Origin of the sequence: Alkalibacterium pelagium (genome assembly GCF_900109325.1) — a bacterium.
GTDB classification, from domain to species: Bacteria; Bacillota; Bacilli; order Lactobacillales; family Carnobacteriaceae_A; genus Alkalibacterium; species Alkalibacterium pelagium.
The window spans coordinates 37,115-63,064 of record NZ_FNZU01000009.1 but is presented as its reverse complement, the minus strand read 5'-3'; the positions used below and the strand labels follow the sequence as shown (position 1 = coordinate 63,064).

General features: G+C 44.3%; 23 protein-coding genes. 12 read left to right on the top strand and 11 right to left on the bottom strand.

Going from position 1 to position 25,950, the window contains the following annotated elements:
* Positions 1 to 56: 56 nt before the first annotated feature.
* A complete protein-coding gene (locus tag BMX79_RS08205; RefSeq protein WP_091481384.1) occupies positions 57 to 992 on the bottom strand; it encodes an aldo/keto reductase in 936 nt (311 codons plus the stop codon).
* Between the two features lie 316 nt (positions 993 to 1,308).
* Here BMX79_RS08205 and BMX79_RS08200 point away from each other — a divergent pair, with 316 nt between their 5' ends.
* Positions 1,309 to 2,208: a glycine betaine ABC transporter substrate-binding protein gene (locus BMX79_RS08200; protein WP_091481382.1), complete on the top strand. Its 900-nt coding sequence runs from the start codon at positions 1,309 to 1,311 to the stop codon at positions 2,206 to 2,208.
* Positions 2,209 to 2,385: 177 nt separating this feature from the next.
* On the top strand, positions 2,386 to 3,840 hold the full coding sequence (gene nhaC, locus BMX79_RS08195; RefSeq protein ID WP_091481379.1) for a Na+/H+ antiporter NhaC: 1,455 nt from the start codon (positions 2,386 to 2,388) through the stop codon (positions 3,838 to 3,840).
* Positions 3,841 to 4,184: 344 nt separating this feature from the next.
* Here the strand turns inward: nhaC and BMX79_RS08190 are convergent, their stop codons facing one another.
* Together BMX79_RS08190 and BMX79_RS08185 are read right to left on the bottom strand one after the other, a co-directional pair.
* On the bottom strand, positions 4,185 to 4,607 hold the full coding sequence (locus BMX79_RS08190; protein WP_091481377.1) for a hypothetical protein: 423 nt from the start codon (positions 4,605 to 4,607) through the stop codon (positions 4,185 to 4,187).
* Positions 4,600 to 5,103 carry a hypothetical protein gene (locus tag BMX79_RS08185; RefSeq protein WP_091481374.1) on the bottom strand — a complete coding sequence of 168 codons (504 nt, stop codon included), beginning with the start codon at positions 5,101 to 5,103 and terminating at the stop codon, positions 4,600 to 4,602. Before BMX79_RS08185 ends, BMX79_RS08190 begins: the two co-directional genes overlap by 8 nt.
* 118 nt (positions 5,104 to 5,221) lie before the next feature.
* On the opposite strand from BMX79_RS08185, the gene BMX79_RS08180 reads away from it, so the two are divergent.
* A complete protein-coding gene (locus tag BMX79_RS08180; protein ID WP_091481372.1) occupies positions 5,222 to 5,479 on the top strand; it encodes a hypothetical protein in 258 nt (85 codons plus the stop codon).
* 160 nt (positions 5,480 to 5,639) lie between these two features.
* On the opposite strand, the gene BMX79_RS08175 is transcribed toward BMX79_RS08180, so the two are convergent.
* Positions 5,640 to 6,623, bottom strand: coding sequence for an NAD(P)H-quinone oxidoreductase (locus BMX79_RS08175; RefSeq protein WP_091481369.1), 984 nt, complete (start codon positions 6,621 to 6,623; stop codon positions 5,640 to 5,642).
* A 412-nt stretch (positions 6,624 to 7,035) separates the two neighbouring features.
* Here BMX79_RS08175 and BMX79_RS08170 point away from each other — a divergent pair, with 412 nt between their 5' ends.
* Positions 7,036 to 7,956 carry a VOC family protein gene (locus tag BMX79_RS08170; protein ID WP_091481365.1) on the top strand — a complete coding sequence of 307 codons (921 nt, stop codon included), beginning with the start codon at positions 7,036 to 7,038 and terminating at the stop codon, positions 7,954 to 7,956.
* Positions 7,957 to 7,990: 34 nt separating this feature from the next.
* On the top strand, positions 7,991 to 8,608 hold the full coding sequence (locus BMX79_RS08165; RefSeq protein WP_091481362.1) for an alpha/beta hydrolase: 618 nt from the start codon (positions 7,991 to 7,993) through the stop codon (positions 8,606 to 8,608).
* 23 nt (positions 8,609 to 8,631) lie between these two features.
* Here the strand turns inward: BMX79_RS08165 and BMX79_RS08160 are convergent, their stop codons facing one another.
* Positions 8,632 to 9,375 carry a glucose 1-dehydrogenase gene (locus BMX79_RS08160; RefSeq protein WP_091481360.1) on the bottom strand — a complete coding sequence of 248 codons (744 nt, stop codon included), beginning with the start codon at positions 9,373 to 9,375 and terminating at the stop codon, positions 8,632 to 8,634.
* Between the two features lie 708 nt (positions 9,376 to 10,083).
* Entirely contained in the window at positions 10,084 to 10,680 is a 597-nt protein-coding gene (locus tag BMX79_RS08155; protein ID WP_091481357.1) for a TetR/AcrR family transcriptional regulator, read from the bottom strand.
* 138 nt (positions 10,681 to 10,818) lie between these two features.
* Here BMX79_RS08155 and BMX79_RS08150 point away from each other — a divergent pair, with 138 nt between their 5' ends.
* Complete coding sequence (locus tag BMX79_RS08150; RefSeq protein ID WP_091481354.1) at positions 10,819 to 12,000, top strand: FAD-dependent oxidoreductase; 1,182 nt, start codon at positions 10,819 to 10,821, stop codon at positions 11,998 to 12,000.
* Positions 12,001 to 12,203: 203 nt separating this feature from the next.
* Complete coding sequence (locus BMX79_RS08145; protein WP_091481351.1) at positions 12,204 to 13,127, top strand: ATP-grasp domain-containing protein; 924 nt, start codon at positions 12,204 to 12,206, stop codon at positions 13,125 to 13,127.
* 68 nt (positions 13,128 to 13,195) lie between these two features.
* On the opposite strand, the gene BMX79_RS08140 is transcribed toward BMX79_RS08145, so the two are convergent.
* Positions 13,196 to 14,149 (bottom strand): 2-hydroxyacid dehydrogenase, encoded by a 954-nt coding sequence (locus BMX79_RS08140; RefSeq protein WP_091481349.1) that lies wholly within the window; start codon positions 14,147 to 14,149, stop codon positions 13,196 to 13,198.
* A 211-nt stretch (positions 14,150 to 14,360) separates the two neighbouring features.
* Between BMX79_RS08140 and BMX79_RS08135 the strand changes: the two genes are divergently transcribed.
* Together BMX79_RS08135 and BMX79_RS08130 are read left to right on the top strand one after the other, a co-directional pair.
* Complete coding sequence (locus tag BMX79_RS08135; protein ID WP_091481564.1) at positions 14,361 to 15,602, top strand: dicarboxylate/amino acid:cation symporter; 1,242 nt, start codon at positions 14,361 to 14,363, stop codon at positions 15,600 to 15,602.
* Between the two features lie 337 nt (positions 15,603 to 15,939).
* Entirely contained in the window at positions 15,940 to 17,187 is a 1,248-nt protein-coding gene (locus BMX79_RS08130) for a dicarboxylate/amino acid:cation symporter (protein WP_218025372.1), read from the top strand.
* A 363-nt stretch (positions 17,188 to 17,550) separates the two neighbouring features.
* Here the strand turns inward: BMX79_RS08130 and BMX79_RS08125 are convergent, their stop codons facing one another.
* Together BMX79_RS08125 and BMX79_RS08120 are read right to left on the bottom strand one after the other, a co-directional pair.
* Positions 17,551 to 18,840, bottom strand: a complete 1,290-nt coding sequence (locus BMX79_RS08125) for a flavin monoamine oxidase family protein (protein WP_091481345.1) — start codon at positions 18,838 to 18,840, stop codon at positions 17,551 to 17,553.
* Between the two features lie 33 nt (positions 18,841 to 18,873).
* A complete protein-coding gene (locus BMX79_RS08120) occupies positions 18,874 to 21,531 on the bottom strand; it encodes a cation-transporting P-type ATPase (protein WP_091481342.1) in 2,658 nt (885 codons plus the stop codon).
* Positions 21,532 to 21,878: 347 nt separating this feature from the next.
* Between BMX79_RS08120 and BMX79_RS08115 the strand changes: the two genes are divergently transcribed.
* Genes BMX79_RS08115 through BMX79_RS08105 form a run of 3 tightly spaced genes read left to right on the top strand, consistent with a single transcriptional unit; the run spans position 21,879 to position 24,437 of the window.
* Positions 21,879 to 22,676 (top strand): SDR family NAD(P)-dependent oxidoreductase, encoded by a 798-nt coding sequence (locus BMX79_RS08115; protein ID WP_091481339.1) that lies wholly within the window; start codon positions 21,879 to 21,881, stop codon positions 22,674 to 22,676.
* A gap of 27 nt (positions 22,677 to 22,703) precedes the next feature.
* The gene (locus BMX79_RS08110; RefSeq protein ID WP_091481337.1) at positions 22,704 to 23,909 is read left to right on the top strand and encodes an NAD(P)/FAD-dependent oxidoreductase; all 1,206 of its coding nucleotides are present in this window, start codon (positions 22,704 to 22,706) and stop codon (positions 23,907 to 23,909) included.
* Positions 23,910 to 23,930: 21 nt separating this feature from the next.
* Entirely contained in the window at positions 23,931 to 24,437 is a 507-nt protein-coding gene (locus tag BMX79_RS08105) for a hypothetical protein (RefSeq protein ID WP_091481334.1), read from the top strand.
* 101 nt (positions 24,438 to 24,538) lie between these two features.
* Here BMX79_RS08105 and BMX79_RS08100 read toward each other — a convergent pair whose 3' ends face one another.
* Together BMX79_RS08100 and BMX79_RS08095 are read right to left on the bottom strand one after the other, a co-directional pair.
* On the bottom strand, positions 24,539 to 25,393 hold the full coding sequence (locus BMX79_RS08100; protein ID WP_091481331.1) for an AAA family ATPase: 855 nt from the start codon (positions 25,391 to 25,393) through the stop codon (positions 24,539 to 24,541).
* A gap of 28 nt (positions 25,394 to 25,421) precedes the next feature.
* Entirely contained in the window at positions 25,422 to 25,922 is a 501-nt protein-coding gene (locus BMX79_RS08095; protein ID WP_091481329.1) for a flavodoxin domain-containing protein, read from the bottom strand.
* Positions 25,923 to 25,950 lie beyond the last annotated feature (28 nt).

The following is a 25,950-nucleotide window of genomic DNA, read 5'->3' as shown; positions in this document are numbered from 1 at the left end:
CGGGAATACGGGCCCGGAATTTTTCTGGCGACTCTTAAATCAATTACTCAGTTGCTTTACCATGGAAAATCTTTGCCTTCAATTTCCTCTATCCAGAATTGTCTCAGCGTTTGCTTCATTTCTTCAGACATAGGCACATCAGCCGCTGACAGATTTCCTCTAACCTGCTCACTCGTCCGCATACCCGGGATCACCGTCGCTGTTTCCCGGTAGGAAAGAATATACTGAAGAGCTGCATCGATCATCGAGGTGTCCGGTCCAATAATTCCTCTGACTTTATCAACCAGTGCTCCTCTAAATTCGATATCCGATTTGCTCCAGCGGCTCCTCACTCCTGTAAATGTACTGTCCGCATCATACTTTCCGGTCAGCCATCCCGAATCGAGCGGCACTTTGACTATCAGCCCCACTCCTTTATCATAAGCCGCAGTCATCTGTTCCAGAGGTTCCTGATAAAGGATGTTGAACATTACTTCGATAACAGTACTGTCCGAGGTGGTGATGACTTCTTTCAGTTCTTCTCCTGTATCGACAGATGCACCATAAGCTCTGATTTTCCCTTCTTTCTTAAGCTGCTTAAGCACATCGAACTGGGGAGATGACCCGTTCAGATGGTCGAAGGGAGGATTGTGAAGCAGAAGACTGTCCAGATAATCGGTATTCAGACGCTTCAATGTGTCTTCTACTGATTTGATCAAGTCCCCCGGTTCAAAACTCGTTACCTTATCAGCCTGATGCCCGCACTTGCTGCTGATGACTACTTCGTCCCGTCTCCCTGAAAGAGCCTGACCTAGAATACTTTCACTTTTGCCGCCCCCATATGTTGGTGCCGTATCAAAAAAATTGCATCCCTGGTCCAATGCTTCGTGAACCAGACGAACCGCCTCTTTGTCACTCATTTCGGACCAGTCTTTTCCATTACCCAGCTGCCAGGCACCAAATCCAACTTCTGATACCTCAATACCTGTACTGCCCAATCGACGTTTTTTCAATCACTGTTCCTCCTTTTATCATTTATCATTCCCATGATACCGCTCTCTCATTTCTAGTGCCAGTTTATACCTTCAATCTGGGTTAAAAAGTTTTTATACCCTTGAAATGATGTAAAATAAAAAATGAGAAAATTCTAATAATTTTCCTAAATTATTTACGCTATAGAGGTTAGACGATTAATTTTCTTCTATCAGATTCTTCCTGTTCTGTCAATTTTTGCGTCATACAACTATTTATGCTACGGTTATATGCGGAGTGAAAATTCTATGAAATTTTCATGAAACACTAAAATCACTAATGGAGGACACAACACGTATGATTAAATCAACACCTTTAAAACTCGTTTCTCTTGCTTCAGCCGGACTACTCCTGGCCGCTTGTGGAGACGATGCAGCACAGAACGGGGAAGACGCCAGCATAGGCGACCAGCTGGACTACACCATTACTGGGATAGAACCTGGTGCTGGTATTACAGAAACAACTGAGCAGGCTTTGAATGCTTACGATAACCTGAGCGACTGGGAGCTTGAAACAAGTTCAACTGCAGGGATGATGGGTCAAATCGACTCAGCTATAGCAAACGAAGAACCACTGGTCGTTACCGGCTGGACTCCCCATTATAAATTTGAAATGTACGATCTGAAATTCCTTGAAGATCCTGAAGGTGTTTATGGCGACAGTGAATTTGTCCACACCATGTCCCGTATTGGTTTTGAAGAAGACATGCCTGAAGCTTACGCTATTCTGGAAAACTTCTCTTGGGAAGTCGACGATATGCAGCAGATCATGCTCGATGCACAGGATATGGAGTTTGACGAAGCGGCATCAGACTGGATCGAAGAGAATCGTGACCTCACTGACAGCTGGGTCGAAGGTATAGATGAAGTGGACGGACAGTCAATCGAACTTGGGTCATTCCCTTGGGATTCAGAACGTGCGTCATCACAGGTCATTTCACAGATCCTTGAAGAACACGGATTTGATGTCACTGTATCAAATGTCGATCCATCTATTCTTTTCCAGGCACTGGCTCAAGGTGAAGTAGATGCTACTGTCGCACCTTGGTTGCCGACAACTCAAGGCGCATATCTTGAACAGTACGGTGACGATATTGTCGACATGGGCGTCAACATGGAAGGAACGGTAATCGGACTCGTTGTTCCTGCATATATGGACATTGATTCGATAGAAGATCTGACCGGAGACACCGATTAATCTACATCATTGAATACAGCAAACCTATAGGAAAAGAGCTTGTAGTCATTACTCTAAGCTCTTTTCCTATAGTACCGTTCAGCCGCCAGAAGGGACTGGACGGTTTAGCTGCGTTCTGATGGTTTTTTCGATACATTACGATCAACCAAACTGAACTGAATATAAAGGAGTTTTAACTTGCAGAATACAGATATAAAGAAACCAGGTTTTTTATTCGCCCTAGCGATACTGCTGACAATTATTTCCGTTATTTCCGTGGGGATCCTCGTATTTGAAGCCCCTATACAAGTCCTTATGTTTATCGGCATGTTCATCATGATTCCGTTCATGCTTAAACTGGGCTACACATACACGAACGTCCAGAATGTCCTGTTCAAATCGATGGGTCAATCACTGGAATCCGTTCTTATCCTGATTAATGTCGGTATTTTAATTGGGACATGGATTGCATCAGGAACTGTACCGGCACTTGTCTATTACGGAATCAATATGATTTCACCGAGATTCTTCCTGCTGACGACGCTCATATTTACAGCTGTCGTGGCAACAACAACTGGAACATCCTGGGGTGCGATCGGTACTGCAGGAGTGGCCATGATGGGGGTCGGTCAGACGATCGGTGTTCCCGCTGGAATTACTGCCGGTGCCATCCTGAGTGGTGCCTACTTTGGAGATAAAGTGTCTCCGCTGTCTGATACAACCAATCTGACTCCGACTGTTACGGGGGCTTCCCTATTTGCGCACATCAAGCATATGATGTACACCGCTGTTCCAGCCTTTATACTGACCGGTATTATCTTCACCTTCATCGGTCTTCGGTATAGTGTCGACTCGATCGATTCGGCTCACACTGATGAACTGTTACAGCAGTTGTCAGGTAACTTTACAATCAACTGGGTTTCACTGACCCCTATTTTATTCCTGGTCGGCATGATGCTGTGGAAAAAACCAGCTGTTGTATCTATCTTTTCAGCCGCTATGTACGGCGGACTGCTGGCGGTCTTCTACCAAGGATACACGCTGTCTTCCGTCTTCAATATCATGTACGACGGATACACAACTGATTACGGTAATGAAACAGTGAACGAACTGCTCCAGCGTGGAGGGATCACTGACATGCTGCCACTGATCGCTCTGTTCCTGTTTGCCTTAGGGCTCGGTGGCATGCTGGCAGAATCAGGCGTACTGGAATCACTGCTTGATTCCTTTGCCCACAAAATCCAGAGTCATTTTTCACTGACTTTACTGACTTTATTTTTCGGTTATTTTACTTTAGCAATCGGTGGAGCGATCTACTTTTCTTCAGTCATGACCGGAACAATCATGAAACCACTATATGACCGAATGAATCTTAAACCCGAGAACCTGTCCCGTACAGTAGAAGCAGCTGCAACCTTGTCAGGTACACTGTTCCCATGGGTCGGTGCCGGACTGTTTGCTACGACTACATTAGGTATCCCGGTAATCGAATATCTGCCGTTTACCTTCCTGGCGTTCATTACACCAGCAATCACGCTGATCTATGCAGCAACCGGATTTACAATGACAGAAAAAGAAGAACCTCTGCGCAAGAAATCCGCACGCAAGCAGAATAACAAGGTGTCCGGCAAGGCTCACCTGACGAACGCTTAGTAGAGATAGATATCGAACTGAAAAATTTTAGTATTACAAATAGAAGCAATGAGACGCCATCGATCTTTGATGGCGTCTCATCGCTTTTTCCTTATTTCACTTTTCATATCCTGAGTCGTTTTGTTAAGTTCACTGGGTCTGTAGTACCGGTTATGAGTTGTGCCAGGTCGAGGCTTATGACGAACTAAGACTGCTTTTTTATGCGAGTGGGCTCTAAGGTACGTCTTGAGACTAGCTCAAGAAGGAAAGAGCCATTGAGCTGGTTCTAAAACCCATCTTACACCCCACTTTCCTCTGTTTATCGTCCAAGTGTGTTTTAACATCTTAAAAAAGCTTAATCTACCTTAGTTTTCTTTTATATAATCAACAATTGAGCATATTTCATTAAGAACTTCTGTCAAGTTTACGAAAACAACTCCAGTACCTTTTTGTAAACTTGTAATAAATAATGGAAAATCATTATTCTCTTGGTATTCATCAACAATTTCAATCAAACGTTCTTTTGTGATAGAATCCTTTACAAAAGGTAGTATTGATTCTAGATTGGCTTCAAAATCACTATACTGATGTAAAACAAAGAATTTGGATTCATAATTTTTATTAATAAAAGTAGAAAACTCAATTGCAATATCAATTATTTTTTTCCTGTTTTCTTCATTTTTTTTGTAATCTTCATAGCTAAATTGCCTTTCCATCGAGAAATATTCTTCAAACATTCTATGTTCCTCAGTTGAAGCTTTTTGTTCGAAGTCTTCGAGATTACTCATTAACAAGTACTCCTTCTTTATCATAAACAAATTCATCGATTTCTACACCCTGCTGCTCTGTAGTATCGACTAAAGATCTTATTGGAGTATTTCCTCCGTTTGACCTGTACAACATAGACATACCACGCATCGCTGTCCTAACTATACCAAAGCCAGAGGATGAACTTCCGGCTCCTGAGAGTCTAACTCTTATTTGAGCACCTCTAGGAACGTTTCTTAAATATGGAATCTGTTGAGTACCACTTGAACCTGAAATAAAACTTTCTCCTACAACCTTGTCATTATATAAATAATCAATCATTCCCACTATATAAACTGGTTGTTTATTTAATTTAGTGTTCCAATTTACTACAGTATTCTGTTGACCGGCCATCAATACCACAGTCATCCCACCCTGTTCATATGTATATGCACTTGCTTTTTCTGGATTTTTGAATAATCCGGTAATTCCTAGAACAATTACAAAAAACAAAACCATTTTTTTGAAATTTGACATTTTGTTATCTCCTTTTTAATAAAATAAAATACTTAACCATAATATAAGCTTTTATATATCATTAAGTCAATACTTTTATAACTTTTTTCACTAGTGTTGCATTAAAAATTAAACTGTTGTGACTGCTAAACTAAAACCAGCAATTACTGCTAAAATGGAAACAGATCTGACTTACGAGGAACTCGGTGAAATGCACCGCTTCTTTGATATTTTCTTCGATAATATTTTTTCTGACTGGACTACGAAAGAAACCATCGGTCGAAACATCGATATGCTCAACGAGCTCTACTACGAAGTCAAAGATATCCAGAAGACCCTTCAGAACAACCACCGTTCAGTCACAGCTGAAATCGAAGAGTCTGAATACTACTATTAAGAAAAGCTTGGTTAAACATTCTGCGAATCGCGAAAGCCAGCACCTTTTCTACATTAAATCCCGTCTGCTTCACAGAAAAACTTCTGGGAGTCAGACGGGATCATTTTGTATGATGCTTACTGATGAATACTTTTATTCTTGTGAATTCGTTAATAAAAAATCAGTCATCAAGAGATAGAATGATCTTTCCTAAGTTTTCATTATCTTCCATCTGACGGTGCGCCTCTGGCAGGTCACTAAAAGGTACGATCGAATGAATGACCGACGCGAGCCTTCCCTCTTCAAATAGAGGCAGACAGGCTTCAGAAAATTCTCTAGTCAGTTCAGCTTTGTACTCATCGCTTCTAGGGGTGAGCAGTGTACCTTTTAAAGCGATCCTCTTTTTCATCAGCTTCCCTAGAGAGACAGATTCAACTGTTGAGCCGCCTAGTGTCCCGATCAGGATCCACCGTGCATCAGGTGCACAACTGGCTAAATTCTTTTCCCAGTATGATGCCCCAACAAAATCAAGGATGACATCCACGCCATGCTCACTCGTCTGCTGCAGAACGACTTCATCAAAAGCTTCTTTCTTGTAATTGATTCCAATGCTCGCACCAAGTTCTCTGGCCAGTTCAAGCTTTTCAGGTTGACCGGCTGTTGCTACAACTGCTGCTTCACTGAGGTGACGAGCGAGCTGAATCGCTGCAGTACCTACCCCGCTTCCAGCTGCGTGAATAAGTACTTTTTCATGCTGTTTCAGTTCCCCGAGCCAGTAAAGGGTCTGATAAGCAGTCAGGAACACCTCGGGTATTGCGGCGGCTTCGTCAAAGGTCAGGGATTCTGGGATCACCATAGCCCGATCGGCCGGCATGGTCACATACTCGGCGTATCCCCCATGATTGACCAGTCCCATGACCCGTGTGCCTTCTGTTAAGTGGGTATGCTCCGAGTGGTTTTCGGCTACTACTCCGCTGACTTCCACACCCAAAATAGGATAAGGCTTTTCAAGAGCTGTATTCTGCCTCGTTAGCGTATCCGTACGGTTGATTCCGGCTGCCTTTACCTCTATAAGAATTTCCCCTTCGGCCGGTACAGGCCTTTCTCTTTCCACTTGAGTCAGCTGATCTCTTCCCCCGGGTTTGTTGATTGTCCATGCTTTCATCTATCTTTTTCCCCTTTCTACGCATCTGTAAAATATTTGTCTTCATCAATGAACGCTTGGATTTGATGAATTGATTTCAAATGCTCCATCACTTCATTCAGTATAAGGCTTTTCGTCATTAATCCGTGAATAATTACTGCCCCACCAGATTCTATATTTACTCAGTTCATCGACAGTCTCTTCCTTTATGTTATCATGTATTCACTGTTTTCGTGAGCCCGTACCTCTCTCATCACTATCATAGAACCAAATTTCAATCGAACAACTTGCCAGATCTGTATTACCAGTTAACCGGAATGTGCTAATTAGACTAATCCCCGCTTCATTGATGTCTTACTATTGACAAAAAGTAAGAAGTTGGTATAATTACTATATAATATCTCGAATTCGTAATAAAAAAGGAGCACTATTCATGAAAAAAACAGCTGGTATACATCATATTACAGCCATCGTCGGGCATCCACAGGAAAATGCTGACTTCTATTCTTCCATACTTGGGCTGAGACTGGTCAAAAAAACAGTGAATTTCGATGATCCGCAAACGTATCATCTCTATTTTGGAAACGGAAATGCTGAACCCGGTACGATTATTACTTTCTTCCCTTGGACGAGTGGCGAGCAGGGACAGATCGGCGGTGGACAAGTCGGTGTCACTTCCTATGCCGTTCCTCCAGAAAGTCTTTCCTTCTGGGAAAATCGCCTGAGTCAAAAAGGCATCACAGTTCGTAAAACCACCCGCTTCAATGAAACTGTCCTTCAGTTTGAAGATGTCCATGGTCTGCAGCTTGAACTGGTCGAACGCGAAGCCGGTTCTCAGAATACCTGGTCCAGTGACGGCCTTTCTCCTGAAGTTGCCATCAAGGGGTTTGCGGGGGCCGTACTTTACTCCACGAACCCGCAAGCGACTATTGAAACTTTGACTGAAACAATGGGTCTCAGTGAATCGACTGAAGAAGATAACGTTCAACGTCTGACAACCGAAGGGCCATCCGGTCATACCATCGATGTCCCACTAGAAGCTTATTCATTAGGAGACATGGGCATCGGAACTGTTCACCACATTGCCTGGCGTGCATCTGACGAAACCGATCATTTAGACTGGCATAAACATGTACGCGAAAAAGGCTATCAGGTCACGGAAGTCAAAGACAGAAACTACTTCAAGGCTCTATATTTCAGAGAATATGGAAAACTCCTGTTTGAAATCGCATCAGATACTCCCGGCTTTACTGCTGATGAACCACTGGACAGTCTCGGTGAGTCATTGAAGCTGCCTGAACAATATGAAAAGCATAGAGATGAGCTTAAGCGTGTACTTCCTCTGTTAAACTAATTTTAAGCTAAAACAATCTAAAGGAGAGAGAGCAATGAAACACATTTTCAATAAAGGAACCGACTCAACTGACCTGACTTTACTGCTGCTGCATGGCACTGGAGGATCAGAACGCGATCTGCTTCCACTTGCAGACGTGATTGATCCTGATGCAAATGTGTTGAGTGTACTTGGAAACATCAATGAAAACGGCATGGCTCGTTTCTTTAAACGACTTGGTCCTGGCGTATTCGATGAGGACGACCTTAAGTTTCAGACGAAAGAACTGAACAGCTTTCTAGACAAAGCTGCTGAAGATTACGGCTTTGACCGTAAGAAAGTAGTCGCTGTAGGTTATTCCAATGGCGCAAATATTGCCGGAAGTCTGCTTTTCCATTATAGTGATGCACTTGCCGGAGCAATCCTTCATCATCCGATGGTTCCTTTAAGAGGACTTGATCTTCCGGACCTGACTGGCCTGCCTGTCTTCATCGGGGCCGGTACAAATGATCCGATCTGCCCGCCGGAAGAATCAACCGAACTGGAAAATCTGTTATCCGAAGCTGGAGCTGAAGTGACCCTTCACTGGGAAAACTACGGTCACCAGCTGACCTCAACAGAAGTACAAGCAGCATCTGAATGGTTTGCTGCACAAAAAAATCGCCTGGATTAACAGGCGATTTTTTCTTTGTCTATTTACATGACCTGGATCATTCCGCCGTCTGCGATGAACTCTGTTGCTGTTGAATAACTTGACTCATCAGAAGCCAGGTACAGGACCAGATTCGTAATTTCTTCAGGCTCAGCGATACGTTTCAATGGGATATCCTTTTCCATCTCCTGAACCATTTCTTTGATCCCTTCCTGTTCCGTCATAGGTGTCCGAATCACGCCAGGATGCACGGAGTTTACGCGAATGCCAAATTCAGCGAATTCAGCTGCGGCAGCCTTAGTCATTCCGCGCACTGCAAACTTGGAAGCCGTATACGCCAGATTGGATGTTCCTCCGACTATTCCCGCAATAGATGAAATGTTGATGATTGATCCTTTTTCAGCTTTTTTCATTGAAGGAAGGACATGCTTCATTCCTAGAAAAACACCATCCTGATTGATATGAATCGTCTGTCTATACTCCTCAAGGGACGTGTCTTCAATTGAATTCTGCTTAACGATTCCTGCATTATTGACTAAAACGGAAATTGGCCCAAATGCCTCTTCTGTATCTTTTATGACTGATTTCCAGCTTTCCTCGTCTGTTACATCGATCGGAAGGAAAATGGCATTTTCCCCAAGATCTTCAGCGACTTGTTTCCCGTCTGATGACTCTAGATCTGCGATAACGACTTTTGCGCCTTCTCTGACAAAATACTTGCCATGCATCTTGCCCATTCCGCCTGCTCCACCTGTAATGACAGCAACTTTCCCGTCTAGACGACCCATGTTATCCGCTCCTTTACAGTATTTTGCTTCTATACTCAATCTAACATGACTGGAAAAAACAAACAAGCGAAAAGGCTTTCAAGAGATCTGTTATCAATCCGTATTCTTCCTGATCTGTCCGATCTCAGTTTTAAAGCATCTCTCCCCTGACATCCGTTATTCAATAAATCAGTAACTCACCTTCAGTCCCTGCCGTTTGATTTGATTACAGGACACTCATTCTTAAGGAATTGCTGCTCTCTGAAGGGTCACTTCTCCAGATTAACTTGCAATCGTAAGCAGTGTGCACTTAAGAAGCCGTTACTTCGTTCGATTAAATTATATACGGAAGAAGTAATGAGTACGGGAGCTCATACTTCTCACGAATGAGTCTTCTATATGCAGACTTGTTTAAATTACATGCCCTAAACTTGATCCGAACCGTTTTCCACAGAAGTTGGAATACGAGAAGCACCCACTTCGTTCGATTAGCGTCTGTTTGCCAGGAGTGCGTGCTTCCGAGGCCCCAACACCGTTCGATTAGCGTGTAATCGTTACGAGTACGCCCCCCAAGGCCGTCACTTCGTTCGATAAAACCGATTCTATCAGGCCATGTCTCAACTCACCTGAAAAGTCGTGCCAGAATCAGAGTATCCCTTACCGCACATCACCATTCGGACATAAATCGATAGGAAATGGGACATTTCCTTCCCTCTTTTCTTTCTAGGACTATTTCAACCCTTCAATAAACAGACGTACAGCACATGCCCCCAGTGCTTTCTGTTCATCCAAAGTCTTGTATCCATATAATGACGCTTCATTGAATCCTGTGACCAGGTTCATCAGGATGACACTGGTATCATGACTATTCAGGTCTTTTCTGAACTCTCCTGTATCTTTTCCCTCTTCAATGATTATTTTAACCGCATCCAGCTCATTTTTTAGTAGTCCCTCAACATGCTCATGTCCTGCTTCAGTTTCAGTAAGCTGGTTAGTATACTCAAAGAGAGATTTTGTCTTGGGGCTTCTCATCTCTATAATACCCAGCTCTGTCCAGGCGTAAAGCTTATCTGTTGCTGACTGTAAGTTAGAAGAAATCTCTTTCCAGCTTTTAAGTGACTCCTCAGATACTTTTTTTATACAACACAAAAAAAGTTCTTCTTTGTTCTTGAAGTGATAATAGATTGTTCCTTTACTTACCTGTGCTTTAATCTGAATGTCCCTCATGGAAGTTTTGTTGTAGCCCTTAACTTCAAACACACTGATAGCTTCATTCAGAATCTTCTCTCTTGTTTCTCTGCTGTCTCTGTCTGCCAGTCTTCCCATTTATCTGTCCTTCTTTCATAACATGGTCAACGCTTATTAATTGACCGTTCGTCCGAATATAGATACTATTATATCATATAGTAGAAGATTTACCATTTATTCGGACGTTCGTTCGAAAATAATTTATGAGGTGATAATATGACACATAAGATACTGATCATTGGTGGAGGAACAGGCGGACTGGCCATGGCACTTTTCCTTGAAAAGGCCGGCATTCCCTGTGAAATCTACGAACAAGCTCCTGAATTTTCAAATGTCGGTGCAAGCTATGCCGTTCATCCAAATGGCGTACATGTCGTTGAGCAGCTCGGACTGAGCGAACAATTGAGTGAAGTCAGTCATTCTCTAGATAACTATATCTTCAAAAATAAGGACGGTGATACGGTTTATGATATCAAGGACCAGTTTCCAGACTCCCCTTTTCTTGACGGTCTGATTTATGTCTCCCGCTATGATCTTATCGATATACTGTATCAGGAAATTAAACGAAGAGAAATTAAAATTAACTATTCAAAGAAACTTAAAGACCTTCGACAAGATGATGAATCTGTGACAGCCTACTTTGAAGATGGAACAAAAGCGACTGGATCTCTGCTGATTGGTGCAGACGGAACGCACTCGAAGACCAGAGAACTCATTTTCCCATACGAATACCTCCGATATAATGGAAAATGGGCTGTTTTCGGTATGGCGGAAGAAGGAACACTTGGTGCAGCTGAGCAGTTTATGCAACAGGATGACCTGATTTCTTATTTTAAGGATGATTTTAACTTTACGATCTCCAAACATCATCCGTCCCGTAAAGAACGCCTGTCCTGGGTGTTTATTCAAAATCAGGAAAGAAAAGTACCAAAAAAATACTTTGATGAAAAACCAGCAGATGTGTTCAAAGATGAGCTCGCTGCGAAATTCTCCGATTTCAAGGAACCGATTGGGGAACTTATTAGACGAAGCAGTACATTCTTTCCCACCCAAGTATTCAGTGCCGGTAATCTGCCAAAGTTCTCATTTAAACGTGTGGCTCTGATAGGGGATGCTCTTCAGACGACAGATCCCTATTCTGGTATGGGCGCTACGCTGAGCCTCGAAGACGGACTGTATCTGGCAATGATGCTTCGAGACCACTCGGATTATAAAGATGCCTTTTATTATTATGAATTCGACCGGAAGGAAACAGTACGTGGTATTCATAATGAAGCTGCTGAAATGGAAAACCTCAGTGACGAAGAGATCGATCAGTTCCTGAAAAAAATGAGTGGTGAAGCACTAGAAAGCTCCTATCTGAATCCTCCTAAAATCAACTGGGAGGACAGGCAGTAAGCTATGTAACGCTTCAACCTGAACCGTGTTGTCTGATTCGAGCAGTTTGGAATCAGACAACTTTTTTATGTCCCATTTTTACCTGAAACATGCCTCAATCACCCCCGCCCCTTCCTAGCTGTCAACTGAACTAAACCACTTGCAAAAAGTAAGTGATTGCCGGATAATAGAAAATGAGTTTACTGATAAAGGAGAACGTTTTAATGAAAAAAGTAATTATTCTGCATGAAAATATGGACTGGACTAAACACTTGATCAGACGTCTGGAAGAACTGGATGTTCCTTATGACGAATGGGACTTGTCAGACGGCATGATCGATATACAGGATCTGCCTGAAGACGCGGTCTACTACAACCGGATGAGTGCCTCTTCTCATACGAGAGGTCACCGTTATGCACCGGAACTGACTGATCAGATTCTGACCTGGCTGGAACAGAAAGGTGCCCGAGTCATCAATGGAACTGGTGCTATCTCACTTGAAGTCAGCAAGCTCAAACAGTATCTTGCACTTCAGGCCAGTGGGATCAGAACACCTTATACTATCGGTGCGGTCGGAAAAGATAACATCATCAAGGCCGCTGAAAAGCTGAATGAGTTTCCATTTATCATTAAGCACAACCGGGCTGGTAAAGGGCTTGGTGTCCAGCTTCTCTATACAATGGATGAACTGAAGGAGTACATCCATGGGCCCGATTTTGAAGATTCAATTGACGGACTGAGCCTGATCCAGCAGTATATCCGTTCAGAAGACGGCCACATCATTCGCTCGGAATTTGTCGGACGTGAATACGTTTATGCCGTGAAAGTTGATTCGAGCGACGGCTTTGAGTTGTGTCCGGCCGATGCCTGCCAGATCGGACCTGACGGACAGGTGATTCAGGAAGAGAGCAAGTTCAAGATCATCGACCGTCTGCCGGAAGACCAGATCGAACGCTACACGCATTTTCTGAATGCTCAGAATATCGATGTCGCTGCACTGGAGTTCATTATCGATGAGAAAGGCGACGTCTACACTTACGACGTCAATACGAACACTAACTACAATGAAGATGCCGAAAAAGAAGCCGGTCAGTTTGCTATGCTTGAACTGGCTAAGTATCTGAAAAACGAACTGGATGCAATTTAAGACTGGCATTCAAATAAATCGGATAAAATGAAACGGGCCGTCTCGATAAGAGGCAGCCCGTTTTTATATTACCTGATAATATTCTTAGGATTTCCTTCGATGAAAGCCAAGGTGTTGTCAAAAGCTATATGCGCCCGCTGAACCATTGCCTCATCTGTCAGATAGGCCACATGAGGAGTCAGCACTGCATTTTTTGCCTTAAGCAGAGGATAGTCTTGTGGAAGTGGCGGTTCCATATCGAAGACATCGATGCCCGCTCCGCTGATCCCATCCTTGTTCAGAAGATCAGCCAGTGCGTCATTGTCGACGATCGGTCCTCTGGCACAATTGATCAGAATCGCTGATGATTTCATTAAAGACAGTTTTTCTGAAGACACGAGTCCTTTTGTTTCGTCGGTCACCGGTAGATGAAGGGAAAGGATGTCACTATCCTTAAAGACCTCGTTAAGCGATTTGTAGACAAGTCCCAGCTCCTTAGCTTCCTCTTTTTCTGTTCGACTGTAACCGATCAGTTCAGCTCCGAAAGCTTTGAAGAGTTGTGCCGTCTTCAGTCCGATGTTTCCTGTCCCTATAATACCGACTGTCTTCCCGTGGATTTCTCTCCCTTGAGTCATGCCAGGGAAATCTACTGATCTAACATCCTCGTTCCCCTTTGAGATTGCCCGGTAGACATCCAGAGTCAATCCGATGACCAGCTCTGCCACAGACTGATCCGAGTAGCCTGCTGCATTAGCTATACTGATACCTTTTCGATCAGCCGCTTTTTTCCCTACATGATCCACACCAGTGAATGCAACGTTGATCAACTGGGTCTTGTCCAAGGCATCTACCACTTCTTCCGGGAAGGGGTTGTTTCCGATCATGACGATGTCCGCATCTCTGCTTCGTTCGATCAGTTCATTTGTATCTGTAGTCTTCTCGCTATAGTAGACAAACTCATGACCCTTGTCTTTAATGGGCTGAGCCAGCTGTTCAATCAGTGTCTCAGGGACACGCAGCGGTTCAATCAGTGCAATTTTCATTTTTACATCCACTCCAATTCCTGTTTCTCTCTTCTACTATATCATCCGACAAGATAAAAAGGGGTCGAGCCTGATTTTTTTAAAATTAATTTCCACTTTTATATTACTAATTCTTTTCTAATATAGTATACTAGTCAGACCATCCTTTTTAGGAGAAAAAATAGAAGTCTTTAAAGGACAAAATTTAGGGGAGGAATTTATTATGAAAAAGATGCATTCACTTAAGTTCGGGCTGGTCCCGAAATTGCTTCTGGCTATTCTACTGGGGGTTATTGTGGGTCAGATCCAGTTCATACCTGACTTTATTCTGCAGATCCCAGTCACTGTATCAAGCCTGTTCAGCAGTCTGCTGTCTTTCATTATTCCATTGATGATCGTAGGTTATGTGGTCAAAGGGATTTCAGATATCTCACAAGGGGCAGGAAAGCTTTTAGGTCTTAATGCCCTGCTTGCCTATTCATCGACTTTAATCGGCGGGTTCATCGCTTATTTCCTGGCGTCTTCACTCTTTCCGCTCTTTATCGATGCGTCGGTGAGAGACACTGTACAGGAAGAGACAGCTGCCTTGGAACCATTATTTACTTTGCCGCTCGATCCATTATTCGGTGTAACATCTGCTATCGTCTTCGCTTTTCTTTTCGGCATATTTATTTCATGGCTGCGTGAAGATGGCAAAGGAGAAACCATGTACCAGTTCTTTAATGATTTCGGGGAAATCATTACACTAATTTTGAAAACTGTCATTATTCCGCTTCTACCCGTTTATATATTCGGTAACTTTCTAAATCTAAGCTACACTGGTACGGTCTTTTCATTACTATCCGTATTCTGGCGTGTCTTCTTGATCGTGATTGCTCTCCAGCTGCTTCTTATTACGATCATGTTCGTACTAGCAGGCCTATACACTGGGAAAAACCCTCTCACACTTATGAGAAATCAGATTCCCGCCTATTTCACTGCCTTAGGGACGCAGTCATCGGCTGCAACGATTCCGGTCAATATGGAATGTGCGCGTAAGAATGGAGTATCCAGAGAAATTCGTGAGTTCGTCATCCCCTTGAGTGCTACGATCCATCTGATGGGAAGCATTGTGACCATTACATCCTGTGTAACGGCTGTACTGCTGATGTTCGATATGCCGTTTGGGTTCGGTATGATGGCCAGTTTCATTGCCACATTAGGGGTTGCCATGGTTGCCGCTCCAGGAGCACCGGGTGGAGCTATCATGAGCGCCCTCCCTTTTGTCTATATGGTCGGGATCGATCCGACTGGTACTCTGGGCAACTTGCTTATTACGCTGTATATTACACAAGATAGTTTTGGAACGGCTGCTAACGTGTCCGGAGACAATGCGATAGCTCTAGTCATTGACAAAATCTACACTAGGTACTTTGTCAGTAGTCCTGCTCCTGAAGCAGTACACTCTTCTGAACAGTCAGAAGCAGTCAGTTAATAACTCCCTTAACTACAAGCATAAGACACTCTCTAATTTGAGGGTGTCTTTTTTTTAACCCACTTACTGACGTTTCTTTTTTCTTATACAACTTCGCCATCTTTATGAAACGCTTTAATTTAAGCTCTATTTATATGAACAAACTATCATGAACTCCTCTTTGAATTTTATTACTTGTTATATGATCAGAAGGTATAATGGACTTATCTGATTACAGACTTTTAGAGGTTATGTATTCCGTACTATTGCAAGGGGTTACACAATGATAAAAGGAGGGCAGGGTAAGGGATTGTCACGATTTGGAACATAAATGATAATATAACTGGAGGAGTTCGTATTGAAAACACGTCAACCGATTAAAATAGGTCTGGTACCTAAACTGATTATTGCCATTATTCTTGGGGTCATAGTGGGTCAACTGCAATTCATTCCAGATTTCATTCTACGAATCCCCATAACTATTTCCAGCCTTTTCAGCAGTCTGCTAGCTTTCATCATCCCTCTGATGATCGTAGGCTACGTGATCAAAGGGATTTCAGATATTACTGACGGGGCCGGCAAGCTGCTGGGACTGAATGCTCTACTCGCTTACAGTTCAACGCTTATAGGCGGGTTCATCGCCTATCTTGTTGCATCGACGGTTTTTCCTTTATTCATCGATGCCTCTGTACGGGATACCGTTCAGACAGAAACAGCGGCTTTGGAGCCAATTTTCACTTTGCCACTCGACCCGCTGTTTGGCGTGACATCTGCTATTGTCTTCGCTTTCCTTTTCGGTGTGTTCATTTCCTGGCTGCGTAAGGAAAACAAAGGAGAAGTGATGTACAACTTCTTCTCTGAATTCGGTTCTATCATTACTATGATCCTGAAAACGATCATTATTCCTGGCCTGCCAATTTACATTTTTGGTAACTTTCTAATTCTAAGCTACACTGGAACAGCCTTCTCCTTACTTTCTGTTTTCTGGCGCGTTTTTCTGGTCGTCATTGGCCTTCAGCTGCTTCTCATTGCGCTCATGTTCTTATTCGCCGGCTTCTATACAGGAAAAAATCCACTGGTTCTATTGAAAATCCAGATTCCAGGCTACTTTACTGCATTAGGTACTCAGTCATCTGCGGCAACGATTCCAGTCAATATGGAATGCGCACGTAAAAATGGCGTGTCCAAGGAAATTCGTGAATTCGTCATTCCTTTAAGTGCGACCATTCATCTGATGGGAAGCATTGTCACCATTACTTCCTGTGTGACTGCTGTTCTACTCATGTTTGATATGGCCCATGGAATCGGAATGATGGCCGGCTTCATTGCCACTTTAGGGGTTGCCATGGTTGCCGCTCCAGGAGCACCGGGCGGAGCCATTATGAGTGCTTTGCCGTTTGTCTATCTGGTCGGTATCGATCCGACAGGCACCTTAGGTAACCTGCTTATCACTCTCTACATCACACAGGACAGTTTCGGTACAGCCGCTAACGTTTCTGGTGACAATGCAATCGCTCTGATCATCGACAAAGTGTATGCCACCTACTTCCTAAAAGGCGTCCCCGCTACACAAGAGGATGCTGTTTCAGAATTACCTGAGCTGTAAAAAAAACTAATTTATGAAGGGAACCCAGTATTTAACTGCCTGGTTCCCTTTTTTATATCCAGAAGCGTCGTACTGGTCAATAACTACTCAATTTAATTATATTGAAAATACACAGATTTGTTTGAATGTAACTGTCGGGTCGGTCGAATACCTCCTATCAAAGAGTCATGAGCGATTCCCTGCTCTTCTCCTATGCTGAATGCTTCATATAGGAAGATTATGAGACATCCGGCTGATCATACCAGATTCTACTAAACGTAACCACTTCTAGTATTCAGCCGATTACATCCTATGAAGTAACGAAAAGACACTGGCCGGCAGGCCAGTGTCTTCCTATTCATCTTTATTAGTGGGTTAATTACATTATTTTCCCATTGCCTCAATTAGGCGCTCTGCACTCTGCTTGCCTGAGCGGATAGCCCCTTCCATAAAGTGTGGGAATTGAGGCGCCAGTTCAGTGCTGGCAAACACAACTTGTTCAAAAGGCACACCCAGGAAGTCATCCGCATCCTCGTTGCCTTCTGTGTGAACCATCGCACCGTATCCCCCACCGGTGTACGGCGAGTCGACCCAGATGCTTTCTTCTATATCTTTATAGCCTTCTGCCTCTTCCCCAAAGACATCGATCAGGCGATCCAGAGCGAAATTCTCTCTGACCTGCGGGGGAACTTTGACCAGATCTTTGGCCTTGTCTCCACCAATGAACATCGTCAGGCGGTTTTCGTCTTCACCATTTGACGAGTCCATGACGTTGACGCCTTCATTTCCAACATATATGACACCGAATACCTTCTTCTCTTTTCCACCAACTTTATGATGTCTCCAGAAATCTTCGTCGTACAGGAAAGTCAGTTTGATAACTGAGCCATCCAGAAAGCTGTCCAAAGATTCACGGAAGTGGTTCTGAAGAGAGTCCGGCATGTCGATACGGTTGGCCACAGTCGGTGGAATCGCCAGTATCAGTGCACGTCCCTCAAACGTATTCCCGTGTTCAGTTTTTAGCTGATAAGTGCCTTCAATTTTATCGATGGAAATTACCGGCTCATGATAATGGATCGCATCACCCAATTGAGCTGTCAAATGAGTAATCACATTATTCAAGGGACCACTGGCCTGATATTTCAGCTCACTTTCTCGCGTCGTGATTCGGCTGATCAGTTTTCTTGCTGCTTTGGCATTGATATAGTCACTGCTTACTGTTGTTTCTGCAGCAATGTAACTCTTCAGCATTTTCTGTTCCCACTTGTCTTCTATCGACTGACTTAAAACTGTTGATAACGGCGAGTGCTCTTCAAGTTCATACTCATTCAGCAGCTCCTGATTTTCAGTTATGCTGAAATTGATCGCTTTCTTGTTTTTCTCATTGATAACGATCGACTCGTCTGCCAGGCGTGTGTCTTTGAGTTCCATGCCGGCTCCCTCGATCAGGCTGATCATTTCTGTCATATCCTTGTTGACGAATTGAGCCCCTTTTTCATAGAATCGTTTTCCGTCTTCAGAAAACTCAGTATAGACCTTTCCTCCTGCACGGTCGCTGGCTTCGAGTACTTTAAATGACAATCCATTTTCCTTCACTTTTACTGCGGCAGATAACCCTGCCAAGCCGGCTCCGACGATCATCACATCGACCGGTTCGTTTTTATGTCTGTACATAAGCTGTCCTCCTGAAAGGCTTCCCTTACCTTTTTATTTTCGTTTAAATACATGATGAGTCAGATATTTTTCAATTTCCACTACGATAAAGACAATCAGTCCAAGCCCTAGAGGGAATAGCCAGTAGAACGCCTCTATTGGATACAGCCCGAGGGCCTCGCTTAAAAACGGCACATAGGTGACAATGAGCTGAAACAGGATAAGCAGAGCCGAAACAATAAAGGCTGCCTTATTCTCAAAGAAATGCCTGTTCAAGCTGAAATGACGCTCATTTCTCACATTGAAAAGATGGAAGAGCTGAGCGAACACGATCGCATGCAGCGTCACCGTGTTGACGTGAGCGAGTGAATAAGTCTGCTGGAGTTCTCCGTTCATCCACATAACGATCCCGCCTATCAATAGAGATACGAACAGGATACGGAAAATGTAATATGGACTCAGCAGCTGTTCGTCTGCTTTTCTCGGTGGCTTTGACATGCTGCCTTCTTCAAGTGGCTCAAATGCCAACGCGAGGGCTACAGTGACAGCCGTCACCATATTCACGTATAGAATCTGGACAGGTGTCAGCGGCATATCAAGGCCCAGAAGCAGAGCCCCCATCACCAGAAAGGCTTCCGCTCCGTTCGTCGGCAGAATGAACAATATAGTTTTCTTCAAGTTGTCGTAGACGCGTCGCCCTTCTCTGACTGCATTGACGATTGTAGAGAAGTTATCATCCACCAGGACCATTTCCGAGGCTTCTTTTGCTACCTCTGTTCCTTTGATCCCCATTGCTACCCCGATGTCCGCCCGCTTAAGTGCCGGAGCATCGTTCACACCGTCTCCAGTCATCGCACTGATGTGACCGTTTTTTTGAAGGGCTTCTACCAGCTGAAGCTTGTTGTTCGGACTGGTCCGGGCAAAGACATCAGACTGACTAACGGCCTGCTTTATTTCTTCTTCATTCATGAGATCCAGTTCGCGACCTTCAATCACATCGTCATGATCAGTAATCCCCATCTGCTTGGCGATCGCCAGAGCTGTTTCTTTATGATCACCTGTGATCATTTTGACCTGAATACCTGCTTCCCTACAGACGCGAACAGCCTCGATGGCCTCTTCACGCGGCGGGTCCATAATACCGGTCAGACCTAACAAGGTGAGGCCACCTGATACATCCTCGTGATCGATTTCTGTCAGGCTGCTGTCGACTACCTTAACTGCCGCAGCAATGACACGTTCGCCTTTTCTCGACCGGCGTCTGACCTGCTCTTCCCAGTACGCCCGTTCCTCAGACTCTGCTTCAAGGTCAGCCATGTCCAGCAGTCGGTCCGGAGCCCCTTTAAGATAAATCTTTTTCTGTCCCTCTTCTTCCACTAATCCAGCCATATACTTATATTCTGAATCAAATGGAATCTTAGATAGAAGGTCCAGTGCCTCACAGTTATGCTCCGCTTTTTTAGCCAAAGTGATCAGACAGCCTTCCGTCGGATCCCCTCTGACGATCCACTGCCCTTCTTCTTCCTGTATTTCTGCATCGTTTACTGTCATCATAGCAGTCATAAGTGCTTTCAAACCGCCTTTGACTGCAGCTGACTCATCAGTTTCCTCTTCAATCAGTTCACCTTCAGGCTTGTAGCCCGTGCCGGTTACATTAATAAGTTTATCACGGGTAATGACTGATTTCACTGTCATTTCATTTTTTGTCAAAGTACCTGTCTTATCAGAACAGATCACCGTGACCGCTCCGAGCGTTTCAACTGACGGCAAAGTCCTCATGATTGCTTTCTTGTCTGCCATCGTCTGAACACCCAGGGCCAGGATGATCGTCAGAATGGCCGGCAGTCCTTCGGGTATAGCCGCCACTGTCAATCCAATTACAGACAGAAGCAGTTCTCCCCAATCGTAATCATGAATGAGCAATCCGAAGCCGAACAATACAAGAGCAAGAACCAGAATGACAATCGAAATCATTTTACCGAATGTATCGATCTGCTGGAGGAGAGGCGTCTTCATATCCTCTACTTCTTTCATGCTTCGGTTAATCTGACCGATTTCAGTATCCTCTCCTGTTGCGACGACTATTCCTCTAGCTGTTCCTGAAGAAATGGAGGTTCCTGAAAAGACCATGTTCGTCCGGTCTCCAAGGACTGTTTCTTCTGGCAATGCGGCTGTCTGTTTTTCGACTGACGCTGATTCACCTGTCAATGGACTTTCTTCCGCTTTCAGCCGTTCAACCTGATAGAGTCTCATGTCAGCCGGCACTTTGTCCCCTGCTTTCAGAATAACGATATCGCCGGGCACAAGGTGTTCTGAATCGATTTCTGCCCTGATTCCTTCCCTTAATACAGTAGCCTGAAGCGACAGAAGATTACGGATGCCTTCCAGCGCTTTTTCGGCTTTGTTTTCCTGGATATAACCGATCACAGCATTTATGACTGCAACAAGAAGAATGACGACCGTATCGATATAGTGGCCTAAAATCAGTGTGACTAAAGCCGCTACAAGCAGAATATAAATCAGGATATCATTAAAATGACTGACGAACTTTTTCCATTCGGGTGTGACCGCTTTGTCTGGAAGGGTGTTGGATCCGTATTCTTCCCGATGCTTATTGACAGCCGAAGGCGACAGCCCATGCTGCTTGTCGGTGCCCAAAGACTCCGTGATGGATTCTACAGTCAGGTGGTGCCATTTATTTTCAATAGACATAACACTCTCCTCCCCATTGTCAGTTTCCTGAACGGATTCGACCTGTTACCTATCTATTCTAAATTATCTATTCTCTTAACTATAGAATAACACAGAACGGCATTCTATGGTTCTTTCATTAATTCCAGTATTGAAGTTTTCTAAGATGAAAATCCGATCAGTGCGATTATATATCAGAAGGGTGTACAGTTTGAACTCAAAAAGTTTACACTCACTCACTCTTAGTGAGGCCAGGCCTGGAGGTCAAGCCTTATAATTGAAGTTTTGACACGTGTGGAGTACCCTTTACAGTAACGAGGCTTTTAATCGCTATCAAAAAACATCAGATTAAACAGGAGGAATTTATCATGGATTTAGGGATAAAAAATAAGGTTGCATTGATCACAGGAGCTGCTGCCGGTATCGGTAAAGAAACGGCCCGCTTGTTTCTGGAAGAAGGCGTGACTGTCGTACTGACTGACATCAATGAAGAGAAACTGAATGAAACCATAGAATGGCTTGATTCTGAAGCCACCCTCTATTCCTACCCGGCAGATATCACAAATACAGACGATCTGAAAGCTTTACATGATTACATAAAAGAGGAGGTCGGAGAGATCGATATTCTAGTGCAGAATGCTGGAACGGTCGGTGTCCAAGGACTCTTCCATGAAATCGATGACGCTGGCTGGGTACAGACGATCGAAGATGATCTGCTTGGACCGGTACGTGTCGTCCGGGAATTCCTGCCTGATTTAAGAAGCAAGGGCTGGGGACGCATTGTTTTCATTTCATCGGAAAACGGCCTTCAGCCATACAAAGATGAACTGCCATACGACTGTTCCAAAGCAGGCATTCTGGCTTTTTCAAAGGGATTGTCCAGAACCTATGCTACAGAGGGACTGCTCGTCAACACTGTCTCTCCAGCCTTTATTGAAACCCCGATGACCGATAAGATGATGGAAAAACGGTCAGAAAAACTGGGTGTTTCATTTGAAGAAGCCATTGAGTCCTTCCTTGATGAGGAACGCCCGCATATTGAACTGAAGCGTCGCGGCAAAGTCGAAGAAGTCGCCCCAGTGATTCTATTCTTATGCTCAGATAAAGCATCTTTTGTAAATGGATCCAATTACCGTGTCGATGGCGGATCAGTTGCGACAATATAAAACTAAACTATAAAGGAGAATGCACACATGACACAAGATTCTATAAAGCATTTTGACTACCTAATGGTCGGCGGAGGAATGGCAGCCGCCTTTGCAGCAGACGGCATCCGTGAAGTGGACAGTGACGGAACGATCGGGATTCTTTCAACAGATCAGGATGCCCCCTATACCCGTCCTGCCCTTACAAAGAAATTATGGACAGATGAAGAGTTTACAGAAGACAACGTCCCCCTGAATGCAGAAGAAACCGGGGCTGAACTGTTCCTTGAAACAGAAGTGACGTCAATCGATAAAGAAAACAAGAGAGTCCGGACAGCCGATGGGCAGACATTCAGCTACAACAAGCTGCTGCTTGCAACCGGTGGGGAACCTCAGCGAATCGACGGGCCTGATGATGCACGCGTACTTGCCTTCCGTTCATTTGAAGATTATCGCACGTTAAGACGCATCTCAGGTTCAGGAACCCATGTAATCGTTGTCGGAGGAAGCTATATCGGAACGGAACTGGCTGCCAATCTGGCACTTAACAATACTCAAGTCACTTTCATCTACCCTCAGGACAAGCTAAGCGATACCCGTTTTCCAGATGAATTGGCAGAAGAATACGAACAGCCCTACAGAAATCATGGCATCAAGATGATGAATAACACGCGTGCCTCTTCCTATACCAAAAATGGGGATCAGTTCGTTGTTTCTCTTGAAAACGGAGAAACAGTAACCGGTGATGCCATCGTTTTAGGAATAGGGGTGGAGCCGCGTCTTGAACTAGCCAAAGAAGCCGGGCTGGAAGTAGAGGACGGCGTTGTGACTGATGAGTTTTTCCGAACATCGGATCCTGATATTTTCGCAGCAGGCGATATCGTCTCGTATCCGGACCCTATATTAGGCCGTCACCGGATCGAGCACGTCGATCATGCACGAAAATCTGGTACAACTGTAGGTAAAAATATGGCTGGAGCTCAGGAACCGTATGACTATACGCCTTATTTCTACTCACAGGTATTTGATATTTCCTGGAAAGCCATCGGTACGCTCGATCCCGAACTTGATTATTACATCGATGAAGTGGACGGCGGCAAGGTGATCTACTATCTGGAGGATAATAAGCCCGTCGGCATCCTGACCTGGAATGTCGAACCGGATCTTGATGAAGTCAGGAATGTCCTGAGCAATCCACCTGAATCTAAAGAATCACTTAAAGGACTTATTAGAGAAAAAGAGGACAACGAATAATTGAGAGAGGAAGAGTTATCTATGCCATTATTTGCAGAAGGCAGTTACGACTCGTTTGAAGAGGTCGTCCGTGCTGTTGACACTCTGGTCATGCGCGGGCACAGTAAGGCTGATATGAAACTAGCTGGAAATTCTTCAGCACTGGAGACAGTCGATAAGTCTGCCGGTATCACAACAGTCGACCATTCCAACGTATCGGACAAGGAAGTATCCTCTCTGCTGAACGACTATCGCTCAGAACTTGATGAAGGACAGCTCGTCCTGCTTGTAGATGAAGATAAAGATCAGGGAGAGGAGCAGTCAGTCGATACCCATCCAGGAGATGCGGAGCGGTCGAATGAACGCAGCGCAGAAGGGCCGGCCACCTCCACTGATACCACTGATGAAGCAGAGATGATCGATGATGTAAAGAACAGCCCGACCGATCCGTCAGGCGGAGGATCAAACGATGATGTTGGACTCTCCAGTGATCTGAATGCCTCAGGTGACGACCCTGCCGGTGGAAACGGACTGAACCAGTCGATCTGATAAAACTTATTAGCACAGCAAAGAAGCCAGCTGCACCAAAGGAGATCAGCTGGCTTCTTTTATTATTATTGATGTCAGGCAGAACGACACTCATCATCCGTTCATTGAAACGCATCACGATGCTCGTCGAAAAACCTCTGATAGGCCCGGACATTCTCCAGATCCGTCCATTTTCTGACAACTGCCGGCTCTGAGTCCAGATCAATTATCTCTGCACCTTCCATTGCCAGAAAGAACGGTGAGTGGGTTGAAATAATAAACTGACAGTTGAAAAAACGGGCCGAGTCCTCAATATACTTTTTCAGTTCAAGCTGCCGTTCAGGGGACAGGCTGTTTTCAGGCTCATCCAGCAGATACAGGCCGTTCTCTTCTATCTTTTCTACAAAATACTTGAACGCACTTTCCCCATTGGACTGTTCTCTTATATTGTTCATCAAATTGTCTCTAACAAATCGGGACTGCGTTTTTCTCCTGGTTTCATTCATCTTTTTCAGCCGCTCATAATCATCCAGAGACTTCAGCTGGAACTGGGCATATTTTTTCTCCAGATAATCCTCAAAGATCTCTTCTCTTTTTTCATCAATGGCTTCATTAACAGACCGCAATGTCAGTACATAATCAAATACATCGTCACTTGTGATGATCCGCTTGAAGTCCGGTTCGTCAGCTGCCGGCTCTATGCTGCAGTATGCGAGGTAGTCTTCAAAGAATGACGACTTGTTATACAAGGCATCGCGTTCTGCTCCGATCTTCTCTGCAATGACATTCAATGCAGTCGTCTTCCCGGACCCGTTGCCGCCGTAAAGAATCGTGATCGGCACACAGTCTATCCGTTCCAGCTGTTTTCCGGACAGCACTTGAAAGGGATAAAAAGTCGTATAGACTTTGCGCTTGATATCAATGAAAAAAGAAAACTCAGCTTCACTTGAGGGAAACGTTACTGCATGCAAAAACATAAAGACACCTGCTCATTCTGTTGATTGATTACGTCTGTTCGATTGGTTCATGGCTATCGTTCATCGTCTGTGCAAACTCCTTGATTGTCTCTTCTCTGATTTCAGAGACGTCTGTCTTGACTTTAGCCACTTTTCTGATAATCATTTTTTCAATAAGATTCATCGTATCGAAATGGTATTCTCCACCGAAACACGCCCTGACCAGCGCAGCCTTACGCAGTTCTTCCGGATAGTTGATCTCCAGCTCTTCTCTTAACGTATGCTCTTCCTGCATGCCACAGATGAAAAGACCCAGCCTTTTTTCTTTCAGTTCATTGAGATGCGTGTCGGTAAATGTTCTTACTTCCTTCAGTATCTGGCCGACATAGACGGGGCTTCCTACAACTACTGTGTCGTATTTTGATAAATCCACATCAGCCTTCTGATTGACATTGATTTTATCGACTTCTCCAGTTAAACGGTCTGCCAGCATCTGAGCACACGTCTCCGTACAACCATGCTTGCTACCGTATAGGATCAAAGTGTTCATTATGAGGTCCTCCTTATTATACTGCTAA